At 69.3% G+C, this 11,034-nt stretch carries 10 protein-coding genes; 7 read left to right on the top strand and 3 right to left on the bottom strand.

Annotated elements, in window-relative coordinates:
* Positions 1–147 precede the first annotated feature (147 nt).
* On the top strand, positions 148–1,605 hold the full coding sequence (locus ACFXKN_RS33215; RefSeq protein ID WP_379434769.1) for an aldehyde dehydrogenase family protein: 1,458 nt from the start codon (positions 148–150) through the stop codon (positions 1,603–1,605).
* A 57-nt stretch (positions 1,606–1,662) separates the two neighbouring features.
* Here ACFXKN_RS33215 and ACFXKN_RS33210 read toward each other — a convergent pair whose 3' ends face one another.
* Positions 1,663–2,496: an SDR family oxidoreductase gene (locus ACFXKN_RS33210; protein ID WP_379434767.1), complete on the bottom strand. Its 834-nt coding sequence runs from the start codon at positions 2,494–2,496 to the stop codon at positions 1,663–1,665.
* A gap of 80 nt (positions 2,497–2,576) precedes the next feature.
* Between ACFXKN_RS33210 and ACFXKN_RS33205 the strand changes: the two genes are divergently transcribed.
* Complete coding sequence (locus tag ACFXKN_RS33205) at positions 2,577–3,536, top strand: LLM class F420-dependent oxidoreductase (protein WP_379434765.1); 960 nt, start codon at positions 2,577–2,579, stop codon at positions 3,534–3,536.
* Between the two features lie 45 nt (positions 3,537–3,581).
* On the opposite strand, the gene ACFXKN_RS33200 is transcribed toward ACFXKN_RS33205, so the two are convergent.
* The gene (locus ACFXKN_RS33200) at positions 3,582–4,595 is read right to left on the bottom strand and encodes a 2Fe-2S iron-sulfur cluster-binding protein (RefSeq protein WP_379434763.1); all 1,014 of its coding nucleotides are present in this window, start codon (positions 4,593–4,595) and stop codon (positions 3,582–3,584) included.
* A 56-nt stretch (positions 4,596–4,651) separates the two neighbouring features.
* Between ACFXKN_RS33200 and ACFXKN_RS33195 the strand changes: the two genes are divergently transcribed.
* Genes ACFXKN_RS33195 through ACFXKN_RS33180 form a run of 4 tightly spaced genes read left to right on the top strand, consistent with a single transcriptional unit; the run spans position 4,652 to position 8,821 of the window.
* Positions 4,652–6,082 carry a class I adenylate-forming enzyme family protein gene (locus tag ACFXKN_RS33195; RefSeq protein ID WP_379434761.1) on the top strand — a complete coding sequence of 477 codons (1,431 nt, stop codon included), beginning with the start codon at positions 4,652–4,654 and terminating at the stop codon, positions 6,080–6,082.
* The gene (locus ACFXKN_RS33190; RefSeq protein ID WP_379434759.1) at positions 6,060–6,980 is read left to right on the top strand and encodes an acyl-CoA dehydrogenase family protein; all 921 of its coding nucleotides are present in this window, start codon (positions 6,060–6,062) and stop codon (positions 6,978–6,980) included. Before ACFXKN_RS33195 ends, ACFXKN_RS33190 begins: the two co-directional genes overlap by 23 nt.
* Entirely contained in the window at positions 6,967–8,055 is a 1,089-nt protein-coding gene (locus ACFXKN_RS33185) for an acyl-CoA dehydrogenase family protein (protein ID WP_379434757.1), read from the top strand. Before ACFXKN_RS33190 ends, ACFXKN_RS33185 begins: the two co-directional genes overlap by 14 nt.
* A gap of 1 nt (position 8,056) precedes the next feature.
* On the top strand, positions 8,057–8,821 hold the full coding sequence (locus ACFXKN_RS33180; protein WP_379434755.1) for an enoyl-CoA hydratase/isomerase family protein: 765 nt from the start codon (positions 8,057–8,059) through the stop codon (positions 8,819–8,821).
* 55 nt (positions 8,822–8,876) lie between these two features.
* Here the strand turns inward: ACFXKN_RS33180 and ACFXKN_RS33175 are convergent, their stop codons facing one another.
* Positions 8,877–9,641 carry an SDR family NAD(P)-dependent oxidoreductase gene (locus tag ACFXKN_RS33175; RefSeq protein ID WP_379434753.1) on the bottom strand — a complete coding sequence of 255 codons (765 nt, stop codon included), beginning with the start codon at positions 9,639–9,641 and terminating at the stop codon, positions 8,877–8,879.
* Positions 9,642–9,741: 100 nt separating this feature from the next.
* Between ACFXKN_RS33175 and ACFXKN_RS33170 the strand changes: the two genes are divergently transcribed.
* Complete coding sequence (locus ACFXKN_RS33170) at positions 9,742–10,887, top strand: thiolase family protein (RefSeq protein WP_378949726.1); 1,146 nt, start codon at positions 9,742–9,744, stop codon at positions 10,885–10,887.
* Positions 10,888–11,034: the final 147 nt, after the last annotated feature.

Here is an 11,034-nt window from a genome sequence, read left to right as displayed (position 1 = left end):
GCACTCCCAGCAGCACACCGGCTGCGACCACCAGCCTGCCGCACAACCAGCAGCCGCGTGAACCCCCGAAAAACCTACGACCAGGACCACTAAGCCTGTCTTCGAGAGATGTAGCCATGCTGGCTGTGACGCCGAAGGGGATGCGCGATGACGCTGCGATCGGTACTGGACGAAATACGTGAACGACCCGGAAAAGGCGAGGTCATCCCGATCATCGACCCGGTGACCGAGGAACAGATCACCGAGTTCACCGACTGTGGGCCCGAAGCGGTGGACGAGGCGGTGGCCCGCGCCAAGACCTCCTTCGAGGCCGGCGTCTGGCAGGGGCTGCCCGGGCGCGAACGGGCCAAGATCATGTGGCGGATCGCCGACCTCATGGACGAGCACGCGCAGGAGCTCGCGGAGCTCGACTCGCTCAACACGGGAATGCCGCTCGCTCAAGCGAATATGATCGTTCCCACGTGCGCCGAGTTCTTTCGCTACTACGCGGGCTGGTGTACCAAAGTCAACGGCTCGTCCTACGAGGTGCAGATGACCGGCGGCGTCTCCGGCGCCTACGCCGACATGCACGCCTACACCCTCAAAGAGCCCTTCGGTGTGGTCGGCCTGATCTTCCCGTGGAACGGGCCGGTGTTCAACGCCTGCGCGAAGCTGGCTCCCGCGCTGGCCGCCGGTTGCAGCAGCGTGGTGAAACCCGCTGAGGAGACACCACTTTCGGCGCTGCTGCTGGATCGGCTCATCGCCGAGGCTGGCGTGCCCGACGGTGTGGTGAATCTGCTGACGGGCTACGGGCACACCGCCGGTGCGGCGATCACCGCGCATCCCGATGTCGAGAAGGTGGCCTTCACCGGCTCCACCGAAGTCGGCAAGCAGATCGTGCAGGCCTCGGCGGGCAATCTCAAGAAGGTGATGCTCGAGCTGGGCGGCAAGTCGCCGGTGCTGATCTTCGACGACGCCGACCTGGACATGGCGGTGATGATGGCCGCGATGGGCATCTTCGTGCACTCGGGCCAGGGCTGTGTCTGCGGTTCCCGGATCTTCGTGCAGCGCGGGGTGTACGAGCGCGTAGTGGAGGGCATCGCCACGGTGGCGAACAACCTCAAGCTGGGCGGCCCCAAGGAAGAGGGCACCATGATCGGCCCGCTGATCAGTGCCAAGCAGTTGACCCGCGTCATGGGCTATATCGACGAGGGCAAGTCCGACGGTGTCGAGGTGGTCGCCGGCGGGCACCGCCTCGACCGCAGTGGCTATTTCGTCCATCCCACCGTGCTCACCAATGTGGATCCCGCGACGAGCAGGCTCTACCGCGAGGAGATCTTCGGCCCCGTGGTGACGGTGCTCCCGTTCGACGACGAGGACGAGGCGGTCGCGCTGGCCAACGACACCTCCTACGGCCTGGCGGCCACCGCGTGGACCACGAATCTCAGCCGTGCGCACCGGCTCGCCAAGCGGCTGCAGGCAGGCACCGTGTCGCTGAACTGCCAGCTGGTGTTCGACCACGCGGTGCCCTTCGGCGGCTATAAGCAATCGGGCTGGGGGCACGAGTTCGGGCGCGAAGGTGTTGAGTCGTACATGAAGACGAAGTCGGTGTGGGCGCAGCTCTGAACCGGTAGCGAGAAGCGGCGGCGGGGTATCCCGGCCGCCGCTTCTCGCCTTGTGTGGTCAGTCCACGAACAGGTCGCGGGTCGGGTGCTCACCGCCGCCGTAGCGGGACAGGTCGTCGATCCCGGCGAACCGGGTGACGGCCTCCGCGTCGAGGAAGCACCGGCCGGTGACGACACTCGCCGGTTGGGCGGTGATCGCCACGGCGGCGTCGGCCATGATCCGGGGGCTGCGGGCCGAGGCGAGCTGCTCGGCGCCGTCCTCCAGCGCCGCGACGGCCGAGGTGGCGATGAACGTCTGGGGCCACAGGCAGTTGAATCCGATTCCGGCAGCACCGAATTCGGCGGCCCACCCCTGGCTGAGCAGCGTCATGGCGTACTTGGACTGGGTGTAGGCCGGGTGCGCGCCGAGCCAGTGCGGGGCGAGGTTGACCGGCGGCGAGATGCTCAGGACGTGCGGGTTGGCCGACTTGCGCAGGTGCGGCAGGCAGGCCGTGGTGAGCAGGAAGGTGCCGCGCACATTGATCTCGTGCAGCAGATCGAAGCGCTTGATCGTGAGCGCCTCGGTGGGCTCGGTGGCGATGGCGCCCGCGTTGTTCACGCACACGTCGATGCCGCCGAACCGTTCGATCGCGGTGGCCACAGCGCGGGCGACATCCTCTTCGCGGCGAACGTCGCCGACCACGGCGGCGGCCCGGCCACCGGCGGCCTCGACCTCGGCCGCGGCGGTGTGCACGGTGCCGGGCAGGCGGGGATGTGGTGCGTCGGTCTTGGCCAGCAGCACGACATTGGCGCCCTGCTCGGCGGCGGCCACGGCGATCGCCGCGCCGATGCCCCGGCTGGCGCCGGAGATGAGGACGGTGCGGTCGCGCAGTGGGTGATCCTGGTCTGGCATCTCATTCTCCAAATATGGTATTGGTGTTCTCATTCTACGCAAGTAGCATATTCACCAACTTGGACCCACTTGGAGGAACCGTGCGTATCGGCGTGATGATCGGCCCGGAGAGAGGCGACTCGGGGCGCAAGCTCGAGCGCATGCTGCGCGATATCGCCTGGGCGGAATCGGCGGGGCTCGACACCGCCTGGATCCCCCAGATGCCCACCGACTTCGACGCGCTCATCACCGTCGCGGCGATGGGCCTGGCCACCTCGCGGATCGAACTCGGTACGGCCGTGGTCCCGCTCCAGGCCCAGCATCCGGTCGCGCTGGCCCGCCAGGCGCTCTCGGCGCACGCGGCGGCGGGCGGCAGGCTCGCCCTCGGGGTGGGGCCCTCGCACCACTGGATCGTGCGCGACATGCTCGGCCTGGCCTACGACAAGCCCGCGGCCTACACCCGCGACTATCTCGAGGTGCTCTCGGCCGGACTCACCGGCAGTGGCTCGGTGGACGTCGAGAACGACACCTTCACGGTGCACAATCCGCTCGATCTCGGCCCGGTCGCCCCGGTTCCGGTGCTGGTCGCCGCGCTGGGGCCGGTGATGTTGCGGATCGCGGGGGAGCAGGCCGACGGCACGGTCCTCTGGATGGCCGACGAACGCGCGATCGCCGATCATGTGGTGCCGCGGATCACCAAGGCCGCCGCCGATGCGGGCAGACCCGCGCCGCGGGTGGTCGCCGGATTGCCGGTGTGCCTGTGCGCGCCGGGGCAGGTGGACGAGGCGCGGGAGCGCGCGAACCGGATTCTCGGCGAGGCCGAGGTCTCGCCGAACTATCAGCGGCTGCTCGAACAGGGCGACGCGCGCACCATCGGTGACCTGTGCCTGGCCGGCGACGAGGACGCCATCGCGGCGGGACTGCGCCGCTACGCCGAGGCGGGTGCGACCGATATCTCGGTGCGGCTGTTGCCGATCGGCGACGATCGCGACGCGCTGGTCGCCTCCAAGCAGCGCACCAGGGCGATGATCGCCGAGCTGGCCCAGCAGCTGCGTGGCTGATGCCCCGGTGGCGCCCGGTGGTATTCGCCTGGGCGCCACCGGAACTCACTCGTAGTCGACGGTGAGGTCGGTCGAGTCGGGCACGGCCTGGCAGGTCAGGACGTAGCCGTCGGTGACCTCGTCGTCGGTCAGCGCGTTGTTCTGGCGCATGGTCGCCCGGCCCGCCGTCAGCTTGGCGATGCAGGTCGCGCAGTTGCCCTGTTCGCAGGAGAACGGCGGGGTGAGGCCACCGCGACGCGCGCTTTCCAGCAGCGTCTCCCCGCCTTTGCGAGGTACCGATCGCTTCTTGCCGTTCAAGATCACCGTGATGGTGCCACCTGAATCCGGATCTGTCGCAGCGTTTTCCGCTGATGGTGCGGTGTTCTCGGCGACGGGTGTGCCGAAGCGTTCGCTGAACACCACGCCCGGTCCGGGGAGGGCTCGCTCCACCAGTTCCATGAAAGGCTCTGGCCCGCAGATGTAGTGGTCACCAGGCGCGTCGGCACCGACGAAGGCGCGCACGGCCGCCGCGTCGAGGAATCCGCGCTCGCTGTCGAGGTGGCGGACCACCTCGAGGCGATCCGGATAGCGGGCGACCAGCTCGGCGAGCGCCCTCTCGAACAGCATCGATGCCCGGTCGCGGTCCGCGCACAGCAGCCGGACCCGGCGGGTGGTGCCGGCCAGTGCCGCCTTGGTGAGCGACAGGATCGGGGTGATGCCGCTGCCGCCGCTGAAGCCGAGCAGCGCGACCTCGGTGTCGCGCAGGCAGAACCGGCCCGCGGCCTTGGACAACTCCACCTCGTCGCCCGCGGAGACGGTGTCGAGCAGCCAGTTCGACACCGCCCCGCCGGGTACGCGTTTGACCGTGGTCATCAGCTCGGTGTCGGTCTCCGGCGCGCTGGACATCGAGTACGAGCGGAACAGTTCGGTGCCGTCCACGGTGACCCGGAACGTGCAGAACTGGCCGGCCCGGTAGCTCAGCGGGCCGTCGTGCGGTGCGAGCACGAAGGTGCGTGCGTCCGGGCTCTCGGTCACCACCCGGGTCACGGTCGCTCGCAGATATGAAGAGAGTGTCGCCATGGACCGCATCCTCCTGGTATGAAGATTCTATCGAAATGAGAATAGTATTCTCTCTCATGAGACGGGAACCTTCCAAGATGGCCGATACCGTGCCGAGCGCACTCGTATTCGAGGATCGGGCCTACACCGCGAACGAACTCGACGCCCTCGCGGCCGGGCTCGGTGAGGAGCTCACCGTAAGGGGTGTCCGGCCGGGGGACCGGGTGGCGCTCATGTCGTCGAATCGGCCCGAGTTCGTCGTCGCGGTGCTGGCCGTGTGGCGGATCGGCGCCTGCGTCGTCCTGATCAGCCCGGCCTGGAAACACGACGAAGTCGCGCACGCCGTCGCGCTCACGACGCCGGTCGCCGCGCTGGGCGACAGTCCAGTGCTCGGTGCACTACTGGCGATGCGGCACCTCGACGACCCCATCGTCACCTCGGAAACCCGTGCGGCCGAAGCTGATCCGGCCGCGGACGCGGTGCTGGTTTTCAGCTCCGGCACCACGGGAATGCCGAAAGCGGTGCGGCACACGCACGGTTCGCTGGCGGTGGCGGTGCGGCAGTGGACCGAGGTGCTCGGGCTCACCGGCACCGATCGGATCCAGATCGCCACCCCGCCCTCGCACATCCTGGGCCTGCTCAATATCGTCACCGCGTTGCGGGCCGGTGCGTGGATGCGGCTGCACCGGCGCTTCGACCTGAACACCATGCTGTCCTGTATCCAGGACGACCGCATCACCGTCGAGATGGCCGTCGCGCCCATCGCGATCGCGCTCGCGGCGCATCCCGATCTCGAACGCTACGACCTGAGTTCGCTGCGCTACATCATGTGGGGCGCCACCCCGGTGACGGCGAGTATCGCCGAGACGGTGACCGCGCGCAGCGGGGTGTCGTGGCTGCCTGCCTACGGTGCCAGCGAACTGCCCGTCATCGCCTGCAATCCCCTCGACGGTGCCCGCCTGGATTCGGTCGGCAAGGCCGCGCCGGGCGTCGAGATCCGGGTGGTCGACCTCGACACCGGAAAACCGTTGGCGGCGGGGGATACCGGCGAGCTCCAGTGCCGCTCGGCCTCGACGATGGCGGGCTATCTGCCCGCCGAGGCGACCGCGGACGCGTTCGACGGCCCGTGGTACCGCACCGGCGATGTCGGCCATGTCGACGCCGACGGCTGGATCCGGATCACCGACCGGGCCAAGGAGATGATCAAGGTCCGCGGTTTCCAGGTCGCGCCCGCCGAGATCGAGGCGGTGCTGCACGCCCACCCCTTGGTCAGCGACTGCGCGGTATTCGGCACGCCCGACCCGCGCGACGGGGAGGCGGTGGTGGCCGCGGTCGCCGTGCTCGACACCGTCGCCGCCGACGAGCTGATCACCCTGGTCGGTGACCGCCTGGCCTCCTACAAGCGGCCCCGGCGTGTCGTTTTCGTACCCGAGATCCCGCGCCTGCCCTCGGGCAAGGTGCTCCGCCGAGTCCTCGAGGAGCGTCATGGACGTCCGACTGACCAGTGAGCAGCGTCAGCTGCGCGATGCCGCGGCCCGGCTGGCCGACGAACTCGGGCCCGGCTCGGTAGCCGAGCTCGACGACGTCCACCGGCGGCAGCGGCTGGAGAAGGCGGTCGATGCCGCCGGGTGGCGCGCTCTGCGCTCCGACGGCGCCTCCGGTGTCGAAGTCGCCCTGGTCGCTGAGGAATTCGCGCGGGGACTGGTGGATGTGGCGTTCCTGGGGCCCGTCCTGGCCGACGACCTGCACCGTGCGGCCGAAGGCCGAAGGACGATCGGTGCCGAAGGCCGGTGGACGATCGGTGTCGACGGACGCGCCGTCGACACCGACGGCCGCGACCGGGTGCTGCTGCTCGACGACCGGCGGCTGCGCGCCGCCGCGGTGGGCGCCCGCCTGCCCGGCGCGGATCTCACCCGGGCGAGCGCCGAAATCGGCACGGCGACAGAGCTACTGGGGGAGCTGTCACCCGAACAGCGGACCCGGTGGCAGGCACTGGCCGTCACCACCACGACCGCCGATCTGCTCGGCGCGGCCCGCGGAACCCACCGGCTGGCCGTGGATTACGCCAAGGTGCGCGCACAGTACGGGTACCCCATCGGCACCTACCAGGCGGTGGCGCATCTGCTCGCCGAAAGTTTGGCGCTGATCGAGGGATCGATCAGCGTGCTGCGCTACGCCGCCTGGTCGGTCGACGAGTTGCCGCCCGCCGAGGCCTTGCGCGCGGCCCGGATCGCCAAGGTCTACACCGCGCGCGCCGCCCGCACCGTGTGTGAGACCTCGATCCAGGTGCACGGCGGCATCGGCAACACCTGGGAGTGCCTGGCGCACGTCTACCTGCGCCGGGTGCTGACCTCGACCGAACTGTTCGCAACCCGTCTGGAGGACATCGACCGTGGACTATCGTGATTCGCCCGACGAAGCCGCTTTCCGTGCCCGCCTGCGCGAGTGGCTGGCAGGCACGGCCGCGTCCTTTCCCGCGTCCGGCGACGAGTACTGGGCGCGCGCGGGGGACTGGCATCGGGCTCTGTACGGCGCGGGCTTCTTCGGTCTGTCCTGGCCGAAGGAATTCGGCGGGCACGCGCTGGCGCCGGTCTACGACGTCATCCTCGACGAGGAACTGACCAGAGCCGGCGCACCGGCCCGCCCGAGCCTCGGCTACCTGGTGCACGGGCTGGGCAGGCACGCGAGTTCGGCACTGCAGCAACAGTTCCTGCCCGGCATGATCGACGGCTCGCAGCGCTGGTGCCAGGGCTTCAGCGAACCGGACGCGGGCTCGGATCTGGCCTCGCTGCGCACCACGGCCACCCGCGAGGGCGACGAGTACGTCCTGCACGGGCACAAGATCTGGACCAGCTACTCCGATGTCGCCGACTGGTGCCTGCTGCTGGCCCGCACCGACCCGGATGCCCCACGGCACAAAGGCATTTCGGGATTCGTCGTCTCGATGCACCAGCCCGGGATCGAGCAGCGGCCGCTGCAGATGATCAGCGGCGTCACGCGTGAATTCGGGCAGGTGCGGTTCCACGGTGCTCGGGTGCCGGCCGACCGCATGGTCGGTGCGCCCGGTGACGGCTGGAAGCTGGCGATGACGGTGGTCGGGCACGAACGCGAACCTTCCACCCTGGGTTTCGCGGCCCGCTACGCCAAGACGGTGCGGCAACTCGAATCCCGGGTGACCGGCCGGGTGCCCGACGAACTCGCCTGGGCCGCAGTCGAATCCGAGATGCTGCGGCTGCATGTCCGGCGCAGGCTCTCCGAACAGCTCGACGGCCTCGTGCACGGCCCGGACGGTTCCCTGGACAAGCTGCTGATGACCTGGGTCGAACAGTCCGTCGGCCACGCGGCACTGGCGGTGGCGGGCACCGGTGACGACGAGATGTTCGGCCACTACCTCTACAGCCGTGCCCAGAGCGTCATGGGCGGCACCTCACAGATCCAGAAGAACATCATCGCCACGCGAATTCTCGACCTAGGAGCCTGACATGTACGACCTACCCCCTGAGATCATCGTCGAGGCCGACGGCCCGCTGCGGATCATCACCCTCAACCGGCCCGACGCGCTCAATGCCGTCAACGACGAGCTGCACTCCGGCCTGGCCGCCCTGTGGCCGCGGCTCTCCGCCGATCGCTCGGCCAGGGCCGCGGTGCTCACCGGCGCGGGCACAGCGTTCTCCGCCGGTGGCGATTTCGCCTATCTTGCCGAACTGTCGCGCGACGCCGACCTGCGTGCGAAGACCATCGCGCACGGCCGCGAGATCGTGCTCGGTATGGCGCGGTGCCGGGTGCCGGTGATCGCCGCGGTGAACGGTCCGGCAGTCGGGCTCGGCTGCAGCCTGGTGGCGCTGAGCGATGTCGCCTACATCGCCGAGGACGCCTACCTCAAGGACCCGCACGTGCAGGTGGGTCTGGTGGCCGCCGACGGCGGTCCGCTCACCTGGCCGCTGCACACCAGCCTGCTGCTGGCCAAGGAATACGCGCTGACCGGCGCCAAGATCCCGGCCGCGCGAGCGCGCGAGATGGGCCTGGTCAATCACGTGGTGGCCGACCCGCTGTCGGAGGTCATGGCCTGCGCCAAGCGGATACTCGAGCTGCCCCAGCAGGCGGTGGAGAGCACCAAGCGGCTGCTGAACCTGCATCTCGAGCGGGCCGTGCTGGCCACTCTCGACTACGCGACCACCGCCGAGGACCTCTCGTTCCAGACCGAGGACTTCCGGGCCGTGATCACCCGGCTCACCGCCGGGAAATAGGTTCGACACACACTGAAGGGGCCGGAGCGATCCGGCCCCTTCCAGCTGTGTGGTGCTAGCGCGGCGGGAATCGCAGCGCGCCGTCGAGCCGGATGACTTCGCCGTTGAGATAGTCGTTCTCGACGATGGCGGTGGCCAGCTTGGCGTACTCGTCGGAGCGTCCCATCCGTTTGGGGAACGGTACCTGCGGACCCCAGTAGTCCTCGAGCTTGTCGGCCGCTTTGCCGTAGGCGGGGGTGTTGACCGTGCCGGGGGCGATGGTGACCACTCGGATGCCAAGCGGGGAGAGATCGCGTGCGGCGACCAGCGTCATCGCGGCGACACCGCCCTTGGCGGCGGCGTAGGGCAGTTGCCCGATCTGGCCCTCGAACGCGGCGATGGAGGAGGTGTTCACGATGACGCCACGCGCGCCCTCGTCCAGCGGCTCGGTGGTCGCGATCGCCTCGGCGGACAGGCGCAGCACATTGAACACGGCGGTCAGATAGAACTCGATGGTGGTACGGAAGCCGTCCAGGCCCAGCGCCGAGCCGTCCTTGCCGACCAGCCTGCCGCCGGTCGCCGGGCCGCCGTGGGTGTCGACCGAGATCCGCAGCGGGCCGAGCGACTGCGCTTCCGCGACCGCCGCGCGCACCGAATCCTCCTGTGTCGCATCGGTATGTATGTAGCGGATGCCGAGCTCGTCGACCAGCTGTTTGCCCTTGTCGTCGGCGACGTCGGCGACGACCACCTTCGCGCCCGCGGCATGCAGCCGCCGCACGGTCGCCTCGCCGAGCCCACCGGTGCCACCCACCACGAGCGCGGAACTTCCACTGATCTGCATAGCGCGATTCCTCCTTGTGAATATCAATCTCTGTAGGAGAGAATAGTGTTCTCAACCGTATCAGTCAGCCCTTTGCGGGCAATCCACCGAGGAGGCCCTCATGCCTGAAGCCGTCATCGTTTCCGCCCTACGGACGCCGATCGGGACCGCACGGAAGGGAACGCTGCGCGACACCACCGCCTTCGATCTCGCTCACCACGTGGTCGGCGCGGTCGCCGCGGAGGTCGACGCCGACCGGATCGATGACGTGATCCTCGGTGAGGGCCGCTACGGCGGCGGCGTCCTCGCCCGGCACGCCGCGGTGACCGCGGGCCTGACGACGGTGCCGGGTCTGGCCCAGAACCGGCACTGCGCCGCGGGAATGGCGGCCGTCCAGTCGGCGGCGGCGAGCATCCGCGCCGGCATGGACGAACTGGTGATCGCCGGTGGCGTCAACAGCGACTCGACCGCACCGCGCGCGCGATTCAAGGTCGGTGCCGACGAGTGGATCGACCCGTGGGTCTCGCCGAGTCATCCCGACCGCCCCGATGCCCCCGCCCTCGACATGTCGATCACGGTCGGCTGGAACACCGCGGTGCGGGCGGGGCTCACCCGGGAAGACATGGACCAGTGGGCGTTCCGCTCGCACCGCAACGCGATCAGCGCCATCGACGAGGGACTGTTCAAAGACGAGATTCTCGCCGTGCAGACCCCGCACGGGCTCTTCGACGTCGACGAGCACCCGCGCCGCGACACCAGTCTGGAGCGGCTGGCCTCGCTGAAGGTGCTGCACCCCGAGATCGACGGCTTCTCGATCACCGCGGGCAATGCCTCCGGCGCCAACGACGGCGCGGCCGCACTGGCCATCGCCTCGGATCGGCTGGGATTGCCCGCGCTGGGCTACATCCGGGGCTGGGCCTCGGTCGGCGTCGACCCGGCCGACACCGGACTCGCGCCGATCGAGGCGATCACCAAAGCCGCGCGGCGGGCCGGGATCTCGCTGGGCTCGGTGCGGCTGATCGAGATCAACGAGGCGTTCACCTCGGTGCCGCTCGCGGCGATCCGGGCGCTCGACCTGAACCCGGAGATCGTGAACTACAGCGGCAGCGGCTGCTCGCTCGGGCATCCGGTGGCGGCGACCGGCGCGCGGATGATCGTCACCATGGTCCACGAACTGCGCCGTCGCGGTGGCGGATTCGGCATCGCGGCGCTGTGCGCGGGCGGCGGGATGGGATCGGCGACGGTGATCGAGGTGCCCGCGGGCTGAGAGGTCCGGACAGAGGGAGAACCGGGCGGGGGGGGGTTGGCGGCCGTGCGCGTGTCCGGGTAGGTGGAAGTCCAAAACCGCGCGATAGGCCCCGGGGGGCCGGGGTGTGGGGGCGGGGGGCGCGAGGGGGGCCAAAATACAGAACAC

This window comes from Nocardia sp. NPDC059195 (assembly GCF_042754695.1).
Taxonomy (GTDB): Bacteria; Actinomycetota; Actinomycetes; order Mycobacteriales; family Mycobacteriaceae; genus Nocardia.
Note: the sequence above shows the minus strand (reverse complement) of the source record. Positions and strands in the feature narration are given on the sequence as shown.